Origin of the sequence: Pantoea sp. Cy-640, assembly GCF_011752635.1 — a bacterium.
GTDB lineage: Bacteria > Pseudomonadota > Gammaproteobacteria > Enterobacterales > Enterobacteriaceae > Pantoea > Pantoea dispersa.
Genome location: NZ_VWXB01000005.1, coordinates 271,802 through 290,369 on the forward strand (window position 1 = coordinate 271,802; position 18,568 = coordinate 290,369).

Annotated in this window: 19 protein-coding genes; 5 read left to right on the forward strand and 14 right to left on the reverse strand. The window is 58.8% G+C overall.

The window, feature by feature from the left end; genetic code table 11:
- The first annotated feature begins 7 nt into the window (after positions 1 to 7).
- The 4 genes from F3J36_RS15020 to tatE all read left to right on the forward strand — a co-directional run bounded on the left by F3J36_RS15020 (position 8) and on the right by tatE (position 2,920).
- Positions 8 to 895 carry an ABC transporter substrate-binding protein gene (locus F3J36_RS15020; protein ID WP_058769431.1) on the forward strand — a complete coding sequence of 296 codons (888 nt, stop codon included), beginning with the start codon at positions 8 to 10 and terminating at the stop codon, positions 893 to 895.
- Positions 892 to 1,851 carry an amino acid ABC transporter permease gene (locus tag F3J36_RS15025; RefSeq protein WP_166719961.1) on the forward strand — a complete coding sequence of 320 codons (960 nt, stop codon included), beginning with the start codon at positions 892 to 894 and terminating at the stop codon, positions 1,849 to 1,851. The genes F3J36_RS15020 and F3J36_RS15025 overlap by 4 nt, the downstream gene beginning before the upstream one ends.
- Positions 1,848 to 2,618: an amino acid ABC transporter ATP-binding protein gene (locus F3J36_RS15030; protein ID WP_058757904.1), complete on the forward strand. Its 771-nt coding sequence runs from the start codon at positions 1,848 to 1,850 to the stop codon at positions 2,616 to 2,618. The genes F3J36_RS15025 and F3J36_RS15030 overlap by 4 nt, the downstream gene beginning before the upstream one ends.
- Positions 2,619 to 2,716: 98 nt before the next feature.
- Positions 2,717 to 2,920 carry a twin-arginine translocase subunit TatE gene (gene tatE / locus F3J36_RS15035; protein ID WP_010618871.1) on the forward strand — a complete coding sequence of 68 codons (204 nt, stop codon included), beginning with the start codon at positions 2,717 to 2,719 and terminating at the stop codon, positions 2,918 to 2,920.
- Between the two features lie 78 nt (positions 2,921 to 2,998).
- Here tatE and F3J36_RS15040 read toward each other — a convergent pair whose 3' ends face one another.
- The 14 genes from F3J36_RS15040 to leuS form a co-directional block, all read right to left on the reverse strand.
- A complete protein-coding gene (locus F3J36_RS15040; RefSeq protein WP_166719962.1) occupies positions 2,999 to 4,039 on the reverse strand; it encodes a hypothetical protein in 1,041 nt (346 codons plus the stop codon).
- 158 nt (positions 4,040 to 4,197) lie between these two features.
- Positions 4,198 to 5,163 (reverse strand): lipoyl synthase, encoded by a 966-nt coding sequence (gene lipA, locus F3J36_RS15045; protein WP_058757902.1) that lies wholly within the window; start codon positions 5,161 to 5,163, stop codon positions 4,198 to 4,200.
- A gap of 176 nt (positions 5,164 to 5,339) precedes the next feature.
- On the reverse strand, positions 5,340 to 5,990 hold the full coding sequence (lipB, locus tag F3J36_RS15050; RefSeq protein ID WP_166719963.1) for a lipoyl(octanoyl) transferase LipB: 651 nt from the start codon (positions 5,988 to 5,990) through the stop codon (positions 5,340 to 5,342).
- Positions 5,991 to 6,059: 69 nt separating this feature from the next.
- A complete protein-coding gene (ybeD, locus tag F3J36_RS15055; protein ID WP_010618866.1) occupies positions 6,060 to 6,323 on the reverse strand; it encodes a DUF493 family protein YbeD in 264 nt (87 codons plus the stop codon).
- Positions 6,324 to 6,416: 93 nt separating this feature from the next.
- Positions 6,417 to 7,628 (reverse strand): D-alanyl-D-alanine carboxypeptidase DacA, encoded by a 1,212-nt coding sequence (gene dacA, locus F3J36_RS15060; RefSeq protein ID WP_021508587.1) that lies wholly within the window; start codon positions 7,626 to 7,628, stop codon positions 6,417 to 6,419.
- A gap of 118 nt (positions 7,629 to 7,746) precedes the next feature.
- On the reverse strand, positions 7,747 to 8,847 hold the full coding sequence (gene rlpA, locus F3J36_RS15065; protein ID WP_059010530.1) for an endolytic peptidoglycan transglycosylase RlpA: 1,101 nt from the start codon (positions 8,845 to 8,847) through the stop codon (positions 7,747 to 7,749).
- Between the two features lie 10 nt (positions 8,848 to 8,857).
- The gene (gene mrdB, locus F3J36_RS15070) at positions 8,858 to 9,970 is read right to left on the reverse strand and encodes a peptidoglycan glycosyltransferase MrdB (RefSeq protein WP_031279886.1); all 1,113 of its coding nucleotides are present in this window, start codon (positions 9,968 to 9,970) and stop codon (positions 8,858 to 8,860) included.
- A gap of 8 nt (positions 9,971 to 9,978) precedes the next feature.
- Positions 9,979 to 11,883, reverse strand: coding sequence for a peptidoglycan DD-transpeptidase MrdA (mrdA, locus tag F3J36_RS15075; protein WP_021508584.1), 1,905 nt, complete (start codon positions 11,881 to 11,883; stop codon positions 9,979 to 9,981).
- A 34-nt stretch (positions 11,884 to 11,917) separates the two neighbouring features.
- Entirely contained in the window at positions 11,918 to 12,388 is a 471-nt protein-coding gene (rlmH, locus tag F3J36_RS15080) for a 23S rRNA (pseudouridine(1915)-N(3))-methyltransferase RlmH (RefSeq protein ID WP_058757899.1), read from the reverse strand.
- A gap of 3 nt (positions 12,389 to 12,391) precedes the next feature.
- Positions 12,392 to 12,709 (reverse strand): ribosome silencing factor, encoded by a 318-nt coding sequence (gene rsfS / locus F3J36_RS15085; protein WP_021508582.1) that lies wholly within the window; start codon positions 12,707 to 12,709, stop codon positions 12,392 to 12,394.
- Between the two features lie 92 nt (positions 12,710 to 12,801).
- Positions 12,802 to 13,446 (reverse strand): nicotinate-nucleotide adenylyltransferase, encoded by a 645-nt coding sequence (gene nadD / locus F3J36_RS15090; protein WP_021508581.1) that lies wholly within the window; start codon positions 13,444 to 13,446, stop codon positions 12,802 to 12,804.
- Positions 13,439 to 14,470: a DNA polymerase III subunit delta gene (holA, locus tag F3J36_RS15095; protein WP_021508580.1), complete on the reverse strand. Its 1,032-nt coding sequence runs from the start codon at positions 14,468 to 14,470 to the stop codon at positions 13,439 to 13,441. The genes nadD and holA overlap by 8 nt, the downstream gene beginning before the upstream one ends.
- Complete coding sequence (gene lptE / locus F3J36_RS15100) at positions 14,467 to 15,066, reverse strand: LPS assembly lipoprotein LptE (protein ID WP_021508579.1); 600 nt, start codon at positions 15,064 to 15,066, stop codon at positions 14,467 to 14,469. Before lptE ends, holA begins: the two co-directional genes overlap by 4 nt.
- A gap of 14 nt (positions 15,067 to 15,080) precedes the next feature.
- Positions 15,081 to 17,663 carry a leucine--tRNA ligase gene (gene leuS, locus F3J36_RS15105; RefSeq protein WP_058769436.1) on the reverse strand — a complete coding sequence of 861 codons (2,583 nt, stop codon included), beginning with the start codon at positions 17,661 to 17,663 and terminating at the stop codon, positions 15,081 to 15,083.
- Between the two features lie 221 nt (positions 17,664 to 17,884).
- Here leuS and F3J36_RS15110 point away from each other — a divergent pair, with 221 nt between their 5' ends.
- Positions 17,885 to 18,367: a zinc ribbon-containing protein gene (locus F3J36_RS15110; RefSeq protein ID WP_021508577.1), complete on the forward strand. Its 483-nt coding sequence runs from the start codon at positions 17,885 to 17,887 to the stop codon at positions 18,365 to 18,367.
- Positions 18,368 to 18,568 lie beyond the last annotated feature (201 nt).

The window sequence follows — 18,568 nt, forward strand, 5'->3', positions numbered from 1 at the left end:
CTGACTGATGAAAATGCTTTTAACCGCCATCGCGCTGGCGACCGGCCTGACGGCGAGCGTCGCCCAGGCTGCGGACGCCATTCCGACGCAAAAAATGGATCAGGCGCTGCACGATCGACTGCCGGCGCAGATCAAGCAGGCTGGCAAAATGATCTCGGTAAACAACGGCTCCTTTCCGCCGTATGAGATCGTTAACGGGCCGCACTCAATGGATGGCGCCTCGGCCGATCTTACCGTGGCGCTCGGCCAGCTGCTGGGCGTGAAAATTGAACACGCGACGGTGAGCGGTCTGTCCGGCGTACTGGCCGGTATTAATTCCGGACGCTATCAGATGGCCATCGGGCCGATAGGTGATTATCCGGATCGCCAGCAAAAGGTGGACTTCATCGACTACGTGCAGGAGTTCGTGGTGTTTGGCGTGCAGAAGGGCAATCCGGCGCACATCAACGGTCTGGCAGATACCTGCGGCAAGCGCATTGCGGTGATGGCGGCCGGTTCGGCGGAGCAGGTGATCCGCAAGCAGTCAGCCGCCTGTGAGGCTGCGGGCAAACCTGCAGTCGTGGTGCAGTCCTTTACCGATCAGCCTTCGTCGATACTGGCGGTGCGCTCGAAGCGTTCGGATGCCTTCTTCTCCTCGCAGGCGCCGCTGACCTATTTCATTGAGCAGGCGCAGGGGCAACTTGAACTGTCTGGTCAGGGGCAGAAAAACGGCTTTGGCGATATCTTTCAGGGCACGGTCGTTCCCAAAGGCTCGCCGCTGGGCGAGGTGGTGCTGGATGCCTACAAAGAACTGTTTGCCAACGGCACCTACGCGGCCATCATGAAAAAGTGGCAGCTGGACGGCAACATGCTGCCGCAGCCGGGACGTAACCTGGCGCAGGAGACGGCAAAATGAGTGCCGTCGGCCCCAACGCGCGCCCCACGGATCAGGGGGACGTGCCGCAGCGCGACGTCGCTTTTGCCCGTAGCGCGCCCGCATATGGACGCTGGGTTAGCTGGATCGTGGTCCTGATGCTGGCAGCGAATGGTCTGTGGCTGGTGGCGACCAATCCCAATTTTGAGTGGCACGTGGTGCTGCAGTGGTTTACCGAAGGCTCGGTGCTGAAAGGGCTGCAGGTGACGCTCGGGCTGACGGTGGTGTCGATGGTGCTGGGCACCCTGCTGGGGCTGCTGCTGGCGGTCTGGCGGCTGTCAGAGAATAAACTGCTGAGCGGCGTGTCGGCGCTCTACATCTGGTTCTTTCGCGGTACGCCGCTGCTGGTGCAGCTGATATTCTGGTACAACCTGTCGACACTGTTTCCCACGCTATCGATCACCGTGCCGTGGACGGACATCACCTTTGCCAGCTGGAATACTAACGATCTGATCACGCCGCTGACTGCCGCCATCGCCGGTCTGGCGCTCAACGAGGCTGCCTATATGGCGGAGATTATCCGTGCCGGCTTGCTGTCGGTCGATCACGGTCAGGTTGAAACCACCCAGGCATTTGGCATGAGCCGCAGCCGCGCGCTGCGGCGCATCATCATTCCACAGGCGATGCGCGCCATTATTCCCCCGACCGGCAACCAGCTGATTAGCATGATCAAAGCCACGTCGCTGGTGAGCGTTATCGCGATGGGCGATCTGCTCTATTCGGTGCAGGCCGTTTACAACCGTACCTTTGAAATCATTCCGATGCTGATGGTGGCGGTGATCTGGTATCTGCTGATTACCTCGATCCTCAACGTCGGCCAGTCAGCCATTGAGCGCTACTACGCGCGCGGCAGCAAACGTACCGTGGTAGTGAACAAACGACGCGCCAGCAGTGACACGGCGCTGGCTGCGGCCCCGCGTTTAAAGGAGGACGTATGAGCGAGATTCAGCCGCTGGTGCGCGCGCGTAATGTGCAAAAGAGCTTCGGTGATAACGCGGTGCTGAAAGGCATCGACCTTGATGTGTTCCCGGGCGAAGTGGTGGTGATTCTCGGACCTTCGGGCTCCGGCAAGTCGACCTTTCTGCGCTGCATTAATCATCTGGAAGAGATGAATGCCGGCTCGATTATGGTGGGCGACGAGCAGATTGGTTACGCGCTAAAGCGCGGCCTGCTGCATCGCCTGTCGGCGCGGAAAATTGCCCATCAGCGGCAGAAAATCGGCATGGTGTTTCAGCAGTTCAATCTCTATCCCCATATGACGGTACTGCAAAACATCATGGAAGCGCCGATTGGCGTGCACAAGTTCCCACGCGATGAGGTGCTGCAACACGCGCGTGAGCTGCTGGCAACGGTCGGATTGAGCGATAAAGCCGACGCCTGGCCGCGGCATCTGTCGGGGGGACAACAGCAGCGCGTGGCGATTGCCCGTGCGCTGGCGATCAAACCGCTGCTGATGCTGTTTGATGAACCGACGTCGGCACTGGATCCGGAACTGGTGGGGGAAGTGCTGGCTACAATGCGAACGTTAGCCAATCGCGGCCTGACCATGATTGTGGTGACGCATGAGATTGGCTTTGCGCGTGAAGCCGCCGATCGCGTGGTGTTCATGGATGGTGGCGTGGTGGTGGAGCAGGGACCGCCAGAGCAGGTGATTGGCAATCCGCAGCATCCACGTACCCAGGCGTTTCTCAGCCGCTTTATCTGACCGTGAGATCTCACTCTGTTACAGATTGCAGTTGAGCGTGGTGAATAACTGCGCGTTAATAGTGCTGTCCGTTTTTCGCGAAGGTTGAAAGGTAAAATATGGAAGGTATCAGTATTGCCAAACTGCTGATCATCGGTGCGCTTATCGTACTGCTTTTTGGCACCAACAAGTTACGTTCACTGGGTGGCGATCTGGGTTCCGCAATCAAGGGCTTTAAAAAAGCCATGAAAGATGATGAATCCACCGCAACCAAAAGCAGTGCCGAAGAAACGCCTGCTGAACGCGTCGGCCATAAAGAGTAATCTCTGCGCTGAACGTCAATAAGTGTAAATATTTATTACGTTAAAAAACCAGACTGCTACAGTCTGGTTTTCGTTTTTTTAGTGCCAGACAATGTGATGTTCCAGCGGTTCATCCCAGCCTGGCAGGTTGCCACCGTGATCGCCGCTGGCGGTCAGTATACTGTCAGCATTGTTCCACTCATCCAGCCATGCTTCGCTGAAGGTCAACGGCAGAATAGCGGGCGCAATATCATCCTGCTGCATCGCCAGTTCCATCAGTGCACAATCAATCGCGCTGAGATCGCTGTCATCAATCGGCGTGATAATGGCGGCAGGCTGCGGCAGTACGGTAATCAACTTATTGTAACGGCTGCTGACATGCCCCTGTTCATCGACGAACTCTGCACTGAAAACATGCTGTGTCGCGCTTAAATCGGCGGGCTGAGCGAACTGCCAGTGACCCTGTTCGTCGCCGGTTACCACCTCGATCAGCACATTATCGATATAAATATGCACCTGAGCGCCCGCCGCCAGCGTGCCGCTAAACATTTTCGGCTCACCGCTGTCATCGTAATCCACCGCATAGTCGGGTTGCTGTATGTCGCGCAGTACAGCCACCTCAGGCAGACTCAGCGGCTGCCGGGCTGGGGGCGTGGAGACAGGCGACGGGTGAGGCGTCTGATGTTCAGCGGCATACCATGCCGCAGGCAGCGTGCCGACCAGCGACAGCGCCGGGCTGAGCGCCGGAACCTCAGGCAGGCTGTGCCAGACGCTCTCGTCGGCGGCCTGCTGCGCTGGCTCCAGCGCTGGCAGCAACGGCGTTTCATCCGGCGTTACGCTGCGCAGTTCGGTGAACGGCAGTGCGGGCGCGGGCGCAGACGCAGGCTGCGCGCTTTGCGGCAGGTGCAGATGAATTTCGTCGTAGCGGTGGTCGATGCTGATGGCGGTTGCAAGAAACGCCAGTTCGCACGACGCATGGGGCGTCACGAACGGATTAGTGATATCCATGGGCGTGGTGCGCGCTTTTAGCGCATCCAGGCTTTCGCCCGACGCGCCGCTTCGCGGTCTACCAGAGGATGGACCTGACACATCCGCCGCCCGCATAAAATCGAGCTCATCGATATGAAAGGATGATTGCATAATCTGACCTTTATGAAAAAAACACTGAGAAAATAAAAAAATAATAAACAGGCTCTTATGGCCTCAGCGGTTAAAGCGACAGATTTGCGGCAGGAATTAAGCGGTTTAAGCAGAATTTTTGCGATTGCGCCGCAGCAGGGCGCAATCGCGGCAGGAGATTACTTCACTTCCAGGCCTTTCGCCTGCATATCAGCGTGATAAGACGAGCGGACGAAGGGACCGCAGGCGGCGTGGGTAAAGCCCATCGCCAGCGCTTCTTCTTTCATCTCATCGAACTCCGCCGGGCTGACGTAACGCTGTACCGGCAGGTGGTGACGGCTTGGCTGCAGGTACTGGCCGAGGGTCAGCATGGTAACACCGTGGCGACGCAAATCGCGCATCACCTCAATGATTTCCGCATTGGTTTCCCCGAGACCGACCATCAGACCGGATTTGGTCGGCACGTCCGGATGCGCTTCTTTGAAACGCTCCAGCAGCTTCAGCGACCACTCGTAGTTGGCGCCCGGACGCACCTGGCGATAGACGCGCGGTACGTTTTCCAGGTTGTGGTTGAACACATCCGGCGGCGTAGCCGTGAGGATCTCCAGCGCGCGATCCATACGTCCGCGGAAGTCTGGTACCAGCGTTTCGATTTTGATGGTCGGGCTTTTTTCACGGATGGCGCTGATGCAGTCAGCAAAGTGCTGTGCACCGCCGTCACGCAGATCGTCGCGGTCCACCGAGGTGATCACCACATAGCGCAGCGCCATGTCGGCGATGGTTTGTGCCAGCTTCAACGGCTCGTTGGCGTCCGGCGCGTTTGGCCGACCGTGTGCCACATCGCAGAACGGACAGCGGCGGGTACAGATGGCACCGAGGATCATAAAGGTGGCGGTGCCGTGGTTAAAGCATTCGGCGAGGTTAGGGCAGGAAGCCTCTTCACACACCGAGTGCAGGCCGTTTTTACGCATCGCCGCTTTGATGCCCTGAATGCGGCTGGAATCCGCAGGCAGCTTGATCTTCATCCACTCCGGCTTACGCAGGATTTCCTGGCGTTCGGTGACCACGGTTTTTACCGGAATCAGCGCCATTTTGTCGGCATCGCGATACTTGACGCCACGTTCCATCTGAATTGGTTTACTCATAAATCTGCAGGTTCCGGTCGGGATTGCGATTTGAAAGCTTCCTCACTCAAACTGAGAACCAGGCTTTCAACTTTATTTGAAAAAATTGCAAAAATTATATCATCTCGCCGGGACAGAAGCAGCCGATAAGCCGTGGCGAAAGTTACAATTTTGTAAATGCGCACGTACGGTCAAGGTCAGCGCGCGGCCTCATCATGCCATTCCGTGTCGCTAAAGCCGGTCAGGCGCGCGAAATGCTGCACCAGGCGCGGTTGCACGTCCGCCGGCGTGACGCCGGGCCGGAAAGCGCTGATCTGCGTCATCTGCATGCCGGCATAGCCACAGGGATTGATGCGCAGGAAGGGCGCCAGATCCATCGCGACATTGAGCGCCAGACCGTGAAACGAGCAGCCTTTGCGGATGCGCAGGCCGAGTGAACAGATTTTCGCATCGCCAACGTATACGCCAGGCGCATCCGCACGCGCACGCGCGCTGATGTCGTAATCAGCCAGCGTAGCGATGACCGTCTCTTCCAGTGCGGTGACCAGATCGCGCACGCCCAGCTTGCGGCGTTTAACGTCAATCAGTACATACATCACCTGCTGGCCCGGGCCGTGATAGGTCACCTGGCCGCCGCGATCGCTCTGTACCACCGGAATATCGCCCGGCACCAGCACATGTTCGGCTTTGCCCGCCTGGCCCTGAGTAAACACCGCAGGGTGTTCCACCAGCCAGAGTTCATCGGCGGTGGCGCTGTCGCGCCGATCGGTAAAGTGATGCATGGCATCGGAGACGGGCTGCCAGTCGCGCTGGCCAAGCTGACGAACAAGAAGCGTATTAGCAGACAAAGCAGAAGTCCGGTAGCGAGTGGAGGGCAGAGTATAACGCTGGCAAAGCTGCCTTTACCAGCGTCAGCATTACAGCACCATGCGTACGATTTCGATGTTGCCCAGCTCTTCGTACAGGGTTTCCACCTGTTCGATGTGGGTGGCGTTAATGGTGATCGACACCGAGTGATAATTGCCTTTGCTGCTGGGCTTAACGTCAGGGCTGTAGTCGCCGGGCGCATGACGCTGCACCACTTCAACCACTTGATCAACCAGCTCCGGTTGCGCCAGGCCCATCACTTTGTAGGTAAAAGGCGTCGGGAATTCGAGCAGTTCATTCAGTTTGGTTTTCATATTAACTCCGGTGCATAAAAAACAGGCTCCCGCCGAAGCGGGAGCAATATAGTAGCTTATCTGGGGACGGATTGGCGATTTTTCAAGCGCGCCTTAGCCGAACCAGTGATGGAACATCAGTTTGATGTAATCGATGATGCGGCTGAAGAAACCGCCTTCCTGCACTTCGTTCAGCACCACCAGCGGACGCTGTTCGATGGTTTTACCATCCAGCTGGAAGTTGATGCTGCCCACGACCTGGTTTTTCTGCAGCGGCGCGTGCAGTTCGGTGTTGTTCAGAACGTAACTGGCCTTGAGGTCTTTCATGCGGCCGCGCGGGATGGTCAGGTAGGCATCTTTTTCCACGCCGAGCTGCACGCGATCGCTGTTGCCAAACCATACCGGCTCAGACGCAAACTCTTTGCCCGCCTTCAGCGGTGCCACGGTTTCGAAGAAGCGGAAGCCCCAGGTCAGCAGCTTTTTACTCTCGGTTTCACGGCCTTTGAAGGTGTGACCGCCCATTACCGCCGAGATCAGACGCATCTGGCCTTCGGTCGCTGACGCCACCAGGTTGTAGCCGGCGGCTTCGGTGTGGCCGGTTTTGATGCCGTCGACGTTCAGGCTGGTATCCCACAGCAGGCCGTTACGGTTCATCTGGCGGATGTTATTAAAGGTGAACTCTTTCTCTCTGTAGACCGCGTACTCATCCGGCACATCGCGAATCAGCGCCTGGCCAATCAGCGCCATGTCACGCGCCGTACTGTACTGACCATCAGCATCAAGACCGTGCACGGTCTGGAAATGGGTATTTTTCAGGCCCAGCGCGCCCACGTAGTTGTTCATCAGGTTAACGAACGCGTCCTGGCTGCCGGCGACGTAATCGGCCATCGCCACGCAGGCGTCGTTACCGGACTGCAGCACGATACCGCGCGTCAGCTGAGAGACCGGTACGCGATCGCCCGGCTTGAGGAACATCAGCGAGGAGCCTTTGAACACCGGATTGCCGGTTGCCCAGGCATCTTTACCGACGGTAACAATGTCATCCTGATGGATTTTGCCCGCTTTGACCGCCTGGCCGATGACGTAGCTGGTCATCATTTTGGTCAGACTGGCCGGGTCGCGGCGCGCGTCCGCGTTCTTTTCCGCCAGCACTTTGCCGGAGTTATAGTCGATCAGCACGTAAGCTTCGGCATCGATGTCCGGCACGCCCGGAATCATGGTTTTCAGATTAACATCATCTGCAAAGGCAACGTGGCTGAGGGAGAGAGCGACCAGTGATCCCACTGTCAGGCGTTTCAGAAAACGAGAAGGTTTCAGCGTATTCATGTTCAGGACTACAGCATCCGTGGGGTTAAGAGTGAAAAAAGTGCCTTACTATAGCAAAGCTGCCATCGTGCGACATCTGGCTTTATGCCTCAGTGTCAGCAGGCAAGGGCACGGCCCGTCACATTGACGGGCGGGCCGTGGTAATAAAGGAGCTGATCTGCGCTTCAGTGCTCAGGCGCTGCTGCAGCGCGGCGGCCTGAGCCCGGCTGCTGAAACCGCCAAGCTGCACGCGATAGACGTTACCATTGGCTTCCACCGCGCCGGGTACACCAAAGCGCTGGCCAAGGCTGTCCGCCATCTGCCGGGCGCGAGCGGCATCATTCAGGGCGCCAACCTGTACCACAAAACCGCTGCCGGCATGGGCACTGGCGTTATGGCTGGCCGGAGCCGGACTCGCTGCCGCAGCCGCAGCCGGTGCGGCAGGGCTGGCGGCAACCGGTGTGGCCGGTGCGCTGCCTTCCAGTACGCCGCTGGCTAACGGCTGCGGTGCGCCGAGAAAGCCGCTGCTCTGCACCGGTGCACCGATGTTGCCGTTGCTCTGCAGTGAACTGTTATCCACCGCGCGGACATCCTGTGCGGCAGGCGCTGGCGCGCTGCTGGCACCGGTCATCACCATGCCGCCGCTCAGGTCAGGGCGCGCCGGCAGCGCATAGCTCTGTTTGGCCACGGTGGTGCCGATGGTGCCCGGGCCGGATACTGAACCGTCCGGCGCTACCTTGATGTAATCCACCCGTACGCGGGTGTTATTGGAAATATTCAGGCGATCGCCCGCGGCGCGCGACAGGTCGATAATCCGGCCCGGCGTGTAAGGGCCGCGATCGTTGACGCGCACCACAATCTGCCGGCCATTGGCCAGGTTGGTGACGCGCACGTAGCTTGGCAGCGGCAGGGTAGGGTGTGCGGCGCTTAACGCGTCCGGATCGTAGGTTTCACCCAGCGCGGTGCGGTTGCCCTGCGCCTCTTCGCCGTACCAGGTTGCCAGACCGACTTCACTATAGTTAGACGGATCTTTAATCACCCGGTAGGTTTTGCCGTTGACGCTGTAGTCCTGGCTGGTAGAGGGATTGATCGGCTCATAGCGCGGCTCCACGCCGGGAATCTCCACCACCGGACCATTATAGGCCGGCTGCGGCGGGGCCGTGTTCGTCTGCTGTTCCGGTGTGGAACAGGCAGCCAGTACCAGTGATGCCAGAGCAACCCCAAGCCAGTCCTTACGCATGTGCAGCCTCTTAAACGCTTTTAGATAACATTTTTCGATGAGTGTGGATCGACATCACGATGCCAAATCCGGCCATTAACACAATCAGCGCCGATCCGCCGTAGCTCACCAGCGGCAGCGGCACGCCAACCACCGGTAAGATACCACTAACCATGCCAATGTTAACGAAAACATACACAAACAGAATCAGCATCAGGCCGCCGGACATCACGCGACCAAAGGTGGTTTGCGCGCGTGCGGCAATTACCAGCCCGCGCATGATCAGCAGCAGATAAAGCACCAGCAGCAGCAGGACGCCCACCAGGCCGAGCTCTTCCGCCAGCACCGCGAAGATAAAGTCGGTGTGACGTTCGGGCAGAAACTCCAGCTGCGACTGGGTGCCGTGCAGCCAGCCTTTGCCGCGCAGGCCGCCGGAGCCGATAGCAATCTTGGACTGAATAATGTGGTAGCCGGCACCGAGCGGATCGCTCTCCGGATCGAGCAGCATCATCACGCGGTCACGCTGATAATCGTGCATCAGGAAGAACCACAGAATTGGGATGAACGCCGCCACCAGCAGCACGGCCACGCCAATCAGCTTCCAGCTCATGCCCGACAGGAACAGCACAAACAGGCCGGAGGCGGCGATCAGAATGGAGGTACCGAGGTCCGGTTGCGCCGCCACCAGCAGCGTCGGCATGAAAATCAGCACCAGCGCGATGCCGGTGTTTTTCAGCGTCGGCGGGCAGACATCGCGGTTGATGAAGCGCGCCACCATCAGCGGCACGGCGATTTTAGCGATTTCCGACGGCTGAAAGCGCACAAAACCGAGATCCAGCCAGCGCTGTGCCCCTTTGCTGATGTGGCCGAAGGCATCGACCGCCACCAGCAAAATCACGCAGACAATGTAGAGGTAGGGCGCCCAGCTTTCATACACGCGCGGTGGCACCTGCGCCATCACCAGCATGATGATGGTGCCCATGGCAATCTGCCCGAGCTTGCGCTCCATCATACCCGGATCCTGGCCGCTGGCGCTCCAGATAACAATGGCGCTGTAGGCCAGCAGGCTGATGATGATCAGCATAAACAGCGGGTCGATATGGATACGCGTCCAGATCGTTCTTTTCTGGGGACTATCGTTCATCGACATCGTTATTCACCTTCGTAGCCGGGCGGCATGGGTGCGGCTTCTGGCAGCACGGTATTGTTGTCGCCCAGCATTATGTGGTCGAGAATCTGGCGCATCACGGTGCCCACCGCCGGGCCGGCACCGCCGTTTTCCAGAATCATGGTGACGGCGACGCGCGGCTTGTCGTACGGCGCGAAGGCGGTCATCAGCTTATGGTCACGCAGCCGTTCGGCAATCTTGTGCGCGTTGTAGGTCTCATTCTCTTTCAGGCCAAACACCTGTGCGGTACCGGATTTCGCCGCAATCTTGTACGGTGCATCGGCAAAGCTTTTATGCGCGGTGCCGTTGGCGCGGTTGGCCACGCCATACATGCCGTCTTTGGCGATCTCCCAGTAGCCGGAATGAATGTCGCCAATCGGCGCATCCGGCGGCTGGCGATACGGCACCATGCTGTTGCCTTCACGGGTGGCGCGCAGCAGGTGTGGCACTTTAATCACGCCGTCGTTAATCAGGATCATCAGCGCTTTGTTCATCTGCACCGGCGTCGCCGTCCAGTAACCCTGGCCGATACCGACCGGAATGGTATCGCCCTGATACCACGGCTTTTTAAAGCGTTTCATCTTCCATTCGCGCGTCGGCATGTTACCGGGGCTCTCCTGCGGCAGGTCGATACCGGTACGGTGGCCGTAGCCGAATTTGGTCATCCACTCCGACAGGCGGTCGATGCCCATGTCATAGGCCACCTGATAGAAAAAGGTATCCGCCGATTCTTCCAGCGATTTGGTGACGTTGAGGCGACCGTGGCCCCACTTTTTCCAGTCGCGGTAGCGTTTTTCCGAGCCCGGCAGCTGCCACCAGCCCGGATCGAACAGGCTGGTATTACGGTTGATCACGCCGGCGCTGAGCGCTGAGACCGCCACATAAGGTTTAACCGTGGAAGCTGGCGGATACGATGCCTGCAGCGCGCGGTTATACAGCGGGCGGTTCTCATCGCCGAGCAGCGCCTTATAATCTTTACTCGAAATACCATCGACAAACAGATTCGGATCGTAACTGGGTGTGGAGACCAGCGCGAGAATCTCGCCGGTGCGCGGATCGCTCACCACCACGGCGGCGCGGCTGCCGGTCAGCAGGGTTTCGATGTACTGCTGTAGCTTGAGATCGATGGTCAGCCAGATATCGCGTCCGGCCTGCGGTGACTGCTCATGCAGCTGACGGATCACGCGGCCGCGGTTGTTAACTTCCACCTCTTCGTAGCCGGTTTTGCCGTGCAGCACATCTTCGTAATAGTTTTCGATGCCGAGCTTACCGATGTCGTGGGTGGCTGCGTAATTCGGCCATTTGCCTTCTTCATCAAGGCGCTTGACGTCACGATCGTTGATTTTCGAGACGTAACCCACCACGTGCGTCAGCGTCTGGCCGTAGGGATAGTAGCGGCGCTGGTAGCCTTTCACTTCCACGCCCGGGAAACGGTACTGGTTCACTGCGAAGCGCGCGACCTGCACTTCATTCAGGCCGGTTTTGACCGGAATGGAGGTAAAGCGGCGCGAGCGCTTGCGCTCTTTTTCAAACGCATCGATGTCATCGTCGGTCAAATCCAGCACCGGCCGCAAATCCTGCAGCGTCTGCTTCAGATCATCGACTTTTTCCGGCACCAGCTCGGCCTGGTAAATGGTGCGATTGAGCGCCAGCGGCACACCGTTGCGGTCATAGATGATGCCGCGGCTGGGGGCAACCGGCACCAGTTTGATGCGGTTTTCGTTTGAACGGGTGCTGTAGTCGTCGAAGCGCAGGATCTGCAGATGATACAGATTGACCACCAGCACGCTGGAGAGCAGCAGGATGCCGACAAAGGCCACCAGGGCGCGGCGGACAAACAGTTTCTGTTCGGCAGTGTAATCGCGAAAAGCGTTGCTCTGTAATTTCATCCGCTGCGTTTATTGTCTGGAGGTTGTCAGGCGTTTATTCACGGTGATAAGGGTGATTAGTGGTAATACTCCAGGCACGATACAGGCTTTCCGCCACCAGCACACGCACCAGCGGGTGCGGCAGCGTTAACGCGGACAGTGACCAGCTCTGTTCGGCTGCCGCTTTACACGCCGGCGCCAGGCCTTCCGGCCCACCAATCAGCAGGCTGACATCACGCCCGTCCAGCTTCCAGCGCTCTAACTGCTGCGCCAGCTGCGGCGTTTCCCACGGCTGTCCGGGAATATCCAGCGTCACAATGCGGTTGCCTTTGCCCACCGCCGCCAGCATCGCTTCACCCTCTTTTTCCAGAATGCGTTTGATGTCGGCGTTTTTGCCGCGTTTACCGGCCGGCACTTCAGTCAGCTCAAACGGCATATCTTTGGGAAAGCGACGCAGGTACTCCATGAAACCGGTCTGAACCCAGTCGGGCATTTTGGTGCCGACGGCGACAAGCTGCAGTTTCAACGTTTAGCTCCAGAGCTTTTCCAGCTCGTACAGCTGGCGGCTCTCTTCCTGCATCACGTGCACGATCACTTCACCGAGATCGACCACAACCCAGTCAGCAGCCGCTTTGCCGTCGACGCCGAGCGGTTTCAGTCCTGCCGCGCGCGATTCCTGCATCACATGGTCAGCGATGGAGGAGACATGGCGGTTGGAGGTCCCGGTACAGATAATCATGCAATCGGTGATACTGGATTTGCCCTGCACATCAATCGCAACGATGTCCTGGCCTTTGAGATCATCAATCTTATCAATAACGAACTCTTGGAGTGCTTTGCCTTGCAAAAGGTTCCCCTTAAAAACAGGTGATTATGGGCAGGCTGAATGCCCCGGAAAACGCAGCCAAAAATGAAGCGGCGCAGTATAGCACGCGGCGATCAATCGCGATATAAGCCCGCGCGATCGATGTAGTCGATCACCGCCGCTGGCAGCAGATCGGCGCAGTCCTGGCCATGATGGCGGCGCTGGCGAATCTCAGTGGCAGAAATGTCGAACAGCGGCGTATCCGCCAGCCAGATGTGGCCTGCCGGTGCGCGATGCAGCTGCTGCACCTCATGCGCGCGGTGCGCATCCAGCCACTGCTGCATCTCTGGCGTAGCCATCTGCGCGGCGTAGCCTGGACGCTGACAAACCAGCAGGTGACACAGCGACAGCAGTTCCTGCCAGCGATGCCATTTTCCTAACGTTAGCAGAGAATCCTGACCGATGATAAACCCGAGGGGCTGTTGTGCACCGCGCTCGGCGCGCAGGGTTTCCAGCGTGTCCACCGTCCATGACGGCGTGGTGCGCGTCAGCTCGCGCGTGTCGATATCAAACAGCGGACGATCGGCAATGGCGCAGCGCAGCATCGCCACGCGCTGTTGTGCGCTGGCTTCCGGCTGCGGCCGGTGCGGCGGCACGTTGTTCGGCAGCAGCGTCACTTTTTGCAGGCCAACCTGCTGCGCCAGCGCGGTGACCGGACGCAGATGGCCGAAATGAATTGGATCGAAAGTGCCGCCAAACAGCGCGTAAAGGTCAGACATCAGTTAAACCCAGCGGAAAATCACGATGGCACAGCAGCAATGACAGCGTCTCCAGCTGCGGCCACAAATTCTGACCGTAGTCCTGCTTCATGGTCAGTTCGAGTTGAGCCAGCAGATGCACCGCTTGCTGCAGCCGTTGCGCATCCAGTCGCTGCAGCGCTTCAGTGAACAGGGCACGGCGGTTCTGCCAGATACGCTGTTGATCCATCAGCGTACGCAGCGGCTGCTTCGCCTGCTGGCGTTGCAGCTGCAGTAGCGTCAGCAGATCGCGCTGCAGCGTGCGCAGCAGAATCACCACTTCGCTGTCCTCTTTTTGCAACTGACGCAAAATGTGCAGCGCGCGTTTGCTCTTGCCGGCCAGCAGCGCATCAACCCAGTGAAACGGCGTGAAATGCGCGGCATCGTTCACCGCTTCTTCCACGCGGGGCAGCGTCAGTTTGCCGTCCGGCCACAGCAGCGACAGCCGCTCCAGCGCCTGGGCCAGCGCCAGCAGATTACCTTCATAACAGTAGCAGAGCAGCTGAATTGCCGCGTCATCAATACTCAGCTGCAGGGCTTTCGCGCGGGCGGCCACCCAGCGCGGCAGCTGCGCCTGTTCCGGCGTCTGGCACGGCACCAGCACCGCACTGGCGCTGAGCGCTTTGAACCAGGCACTGTTTTCCTGCGCTTTGGTCAGCTTCGCCATCCGCAGCACCAGCATAATGTCGCTGTGCAGCAGCGCAGCCAGTTTCACCAGCTGTTCGGCGATGGCGGCGTTGGGGCCGTTTTCCGGCAGCTGCAGCGTCAGCGTCTGGCGCTGTGTGAACAGGCTCAGCGACTGACAGCTGGCGAAAATCGCCTCCCAGTCAGTCTGCGCATCAACGCTGACGGAAAAATGCTCGTCGAAGCCCTGCTGAGCGGCGGCAGCGCGGATGGCATCTGCGCTCTCCTGAATCAGCAGGGGTTCATTACCGGTGAGAAAATAACAGGCGCGCAGCCCCTCTCGAAGCTGCGCGCGCAGTTGTTCAGGATAGATCCTGATCATTGCAGACTGGTGGCTGACGAGGAGGGCACTTCCGGTGAGTCCGCGCCTGGCGCAATCACTTCAGGTTGCGGCAGCGTCTCTTTGTTGCTCTCCTGCGCGGCGTGTACCGTCAGCAGCTTACGTACCAGCTGCTCGGCGGCACGCTGACGCATCTCCTGCACGATCATATCCTGCTCGGCATCCTTCGCCAGCGCGGCGTTCGGGTTGTCGAAGAACGAACGGTACACCGTGGTGCTGATCGGATAAATGCCTTTACCCGGCAGCAACACCTGCGCGCTGACGGTCATCACCAGCGAGTATTCCGCGGTGGTGCCGCTGATGAATACCGACGCGGTGTCGCGTCCCTGACTCTCCGCGCCGAGACGCAGCGTCGGGTATTGCGCACTGGCCGCTTTGCTGTCTTCAACGATTTTGACATCGTTGATGCGCAGCTGCTGACGCACGGTGCGCGCCAGCGGGCCATACGGATCGCCGCTCTGGACGATCAGCGTTTTCATTTCCGGTGGCACCTGCGTGGTGCCGCGCGGATGAAAACCACAGCCGGCAGTGACCAGCACTGCCAGCAGGACAAACAGCCTGATAACGAGTTGTCGCACAGTTCCTCCTGAACTTAACCTACGACCAGGTTAAGCAGTTTGCCAGGGACATAAATCACTTTACGAAGGGTGACGCCATCCAGATATTTCGCCACCAGATGCTCCTGTGCCGCACGCGCCTGCACCTGTTCCTGCGTCGCATCCGGTGCCACGGTAATTTTACCACGCACTTTACCGTTGACCTGCACCACCACCAGCAGCGAATCCTCTACCATTGCCGCTTCATCGGCAACCGGCCAGCTGGCGTCGTCGATGCTGCCTTCGCCACCCAGTGCCTGCCACAGCACGTAGCTGGCGTGCGGGGTGAATGGATAGAGCAGGCGCGTTACGGCGACCAGCGCTTCCTGCATCAGGGCGCGATCCTGTTCGCTCTCCTGCGGCGCGCGCAGCAGTTTGTTCATCAGCTCCATGATCGCCGCAATCGCGGTGTTGAAGGTCTGACGACGGCCGATGTCATCCGCCACTTTGGCGATGGTTTTGTGCAGATCGCGACGCAGCGCTTTCTGCTCATCATTGAGCGCGTTGACATCCAGCGCCACGGTCGCGCCTTTAGCCACGTGATCGTACGCCAGCTTCCACACGCGTTTCAGGAAGCGGTTAGCGCCTTCCACGCCTGACTCCTGCCACTCCAGCGTCATCTCCGCCGGGGAAGCAAACATCATGAACAGACGCACGGTATCTGCGCCGTAGCGCTCAACCATCAGCTGCGGGTCGATGCCGTTGTTTTTGGACTTCGACATTTTGCTCATGCCCGCGTAGATCACTTCGCGGCCCTGATTGTCGATGGCTTTGGTGATGCGGCCTTTTTCGTCGCGCTCGACGTTAACGTCAACCGGAGAAACCCAGTTGCGCTCGCCGTTGGCACCGACGTAGTAGAAGGCGTCTGCCAGTACCATGCCCTGGCACAGCAGGCGTTTGGCCGGCTCGTCAGAGTTGACCAGGCCCGCGTCGCGCAGCAGCTTGTGGTAGAAGCGGAAATACATCAGGTGCATGATGGCGTGTTCGATACCGCCCACATACTGATCGACCGGCAGCCAGTAGTTCGCTGCCGCCGGATCCAGCATGCCTTCGTTGTAGTTCGCACAGGTGTAACGCGCGTAGTACCACGATGATTCCATAAAGGTGTCGAAGGTGTCGGTTTCACGCAGCGCCGGCTGACCGTTGACGGTGGTTTTCGCCCACTCCGGATCGGCTTTGATTGGGCTGGTGATACCGTCCATGACCACGTCTTCCGGCAAAATCACCGGCAGCTGATCTTCTGGGGTTGGCATCACGGTGCCATCTTCCAGCGTCACCATCGGAATTGGCGCACCCCAGTAGCGCTGGCGTGACACACCCCAGTCGCGCAGGCGATAGTTCACTTTACGCACGCCGACGCCTTTGGCCGCTAGCGCATCGGCGATAGCGTTGAAGCCGGCGTCGTGGTCCAGACCGTCAAACTCGCCGGAGTTGAACAGCGTGCCTTTTTCGGTCATCGCCGCGGCGCTGATATCCGGCGCGGTACCGTCGAGGTTGAGCACCACCGGCTTGATATTGAGATCGTATTTGGTGGCGAATTCCCAGTCGCGCTGGTCATGACCCGGTACGGCCATCACGGCACCGGTGCCGTACTCCATCAGCACGAAGTTAGCGACCCAGACCGGAATCTCTTCGCCCGTCAGCGGATGGATAGCGTGCAGGCCGGTGGCCATGCCTTTCTTCTCCATCGTGGCCATGTCCGCTTCGGCGACTTTGGTGTTGCTGCATTCAGCAATGAAATCAGCCAGCGCCGGGTTGTTGACGGCAGCCTGGCGCGCCAGAGGATGACCGGCTGCCACGGCGACATAGGTTGCCCCCATGAAGGTGTCAGGACGGGTGGTGTAAACCGTGACTTTTTCCGCGCTGTTGGCCACGTCAAAGGTGATCTCGACACCTTCAGAACGGCCAATCCAGTTGCGCTGCATGGTCTTGACCTGCTCCGGCCAGTCCTCCAGCTTATCGAGGTCGTTGAGCAGCTCTTCGGCGTAATCGGTGATTTTCACGAACCACTGCGGGATCTCTTTGCGTTCGACTTTGGTGTCGCAGCGCCAGCAGCAGCCATCGATCACCTGTTCGTTCGCCAGTACGGTCTGGTCGTTCGGGCACCAGTTGACTGCGGAGGTTTTTTTGTAGACCAGACCTTTTTCGTACAGTTTGGTGAAGAACCACTGTTCCCAGCGATAATACTCAGGCTGACAGGTCGCCAGTTCGCGACTCCAGTCATAGCCGAAGCCCAGCAGTTTCAGCTGGTTTTTCATGTATTCGATGTTGTCGTAGGTCCAGGGTGCTGGCGCGGTGTTGTTTTTCACCGCCGCCCCTTCAGCGGGCAGGCCAAAGGCATCCCAGCCAATCGGCTGCAGGACGTTTTTGCCCAGCATGCGCTGGTAGCGCGCAATCACATCGCCAATGGTGTAGTTACGCACGTGGCCCATGTGCAGGCGGCCAGAAGGATAGGGCAGCATAGACAGGCAGTAGTATTTCTCTTTGCCTTCCTGCTCGGTCACTTTGAAGGTTTCGTTTTCGTCCCAGTGCTGCTGGACGCGGGATTCTATCTCTTCCGGGCGGTATTGCTCTTGCATGGCTGCCTGTGGTCCTTGTGAAATCGTTTTTTAAACACTTTTGATCCGCATAGCATACCCATAAGGCCGCCCCTCAACAACAATTGACGCCCTCCGGCGGCGTGATTTGTGTCGAATGCGCCAGCGCTTTCACCCTTTTGCGATTTCCTCTGCGCTAAGCGCAGCAAATATGGCAAAGCGGCTAAACTTAACTCAGCATCCGCAGCGGAAAGGAGAACAAAATGAATAATGTGGCGCAGGAGTATCGTGCAACGGTAGCAGCATTAACCCAGCGGCTGGAGCGTGGCGAGCGTGATGTCGACGCACTGGTCGCCGAGGCGCGTAGTGCGCTGCTGCAGAAACAGACGCTGACCACCGCCGAAGTCGACGAGGTCATGCGCGCGGTGCGGCGCGATTTGCACGAGTTCGCGCTCAGCTATCAGGAGTCCAGCGAAGCGCTCGGCGATTCAGTGTTTCTGCGGGTGATTCGTGAAAGCCTGTGGAAAGAGCTGGCCGATATCACCGATAAGAGCCAGCTGGAGTGGCGCGAAGTGTTTCAGGATCTGCGGCATCACGGCGTGTATCAGAGCGGCGAAGTGGTGGGGCTGGGCAATCTGGTGTGTGAAAAGTGCGGCTTTACCCGGGCGATTTACACCCCGGAGAGCCTGACGCGCTGCCCGGAGTGCGGCCACGATCAGTTCCAGCGTCAGCCGTTTGAGCCCTGAATTATCACCGTGCTCTGAAGCAAAAAAAGTATTGCTGCTGAAGGCGTGCGGACTGTCAGAAGGGAACCTGAACACGCCCGGATCGGCAAAACCCGCATCCCTGCGTGCCTCGACACGCGGCATCCCTGCCGCGTGACGTCCGGCTTAGTTCAGGCTCCCTTCTGCCGTAAAAAACAGGTGCGGCGGTATGCGCGCATTTAG